At 71.4% G+C, this 524-nt stretch carries 1 pseudogene; it reads right to left on the bottom strand.

Annotated elements, in window-relative coordinates:
• Positions 1-255 (bottom strand): annotated as a pseudogene (locus FVW20_RS18630) (DegT/DnrJ/EryC1/StrS family aminotransferase); the annotation flags it as partial.
• Between the last annotated feature and the right edge of the window lie 269 nt (positions 256-524).

Raw genomic sequence — 524 nt, forward strand, 5'->3', positions numbered from 1 at the left:
CGCCCGCAACGTGGCGAACAAGGCCATGCGCCCGCCCGCCGTGGCCAGGCCGCGCCCATCGCCCACCACCGCCGCGAAACGGCGCTCATACTCCGCCACCGTCCCCGCCGCCTGCGCGGGCGATTCCAGCACCCGCCGCACCTCGGTCACCTGCGCCTCCGTCAGGTAGCCGTGCCCGGTCACGAACCCGTAGTAGGGCCGCGTGCCCAGCATGCGGGTCAGTTCCTTCAGCTTGCGGGTGATGGCGGTCAGCATGTGTCGGCTCCTTGGGGAGGGGAGAATGGGGAGGGCAAGCGGCAATCGGGGAAGGGGCGCTTTTACGCGTTGCGGTCGCCATCCGTAAGACTCGCGCGTTGCGCTCGTCTAACGGCTGCCGCAAAGCGCCCCTTCCCCCGCGAAGTCTATTTCTCAGGTATCCCCAGCAACCGCCGCCAGCGGGGCAACCCGCAGTCCAGGGCCAGGAAGCCGGGCGGCAGGTCGGGCGGTGCGGGGTGGGCCAGCGCGGCGGCGAGGTCGTCGGCGGT

It is taken from the genome of Nitratidesulfovibrio oxamicus (assembly GCF_015731765.1).
In the GTDB taxonomy this organism is placed as follows: Bacteria; Desulfobacterota; Desulfovibrionia; order Desulfovibrionales; family Desulfovibrionaceae; genus Cupidesulfovibrio; species Cupidesulfovibrio oxamicus.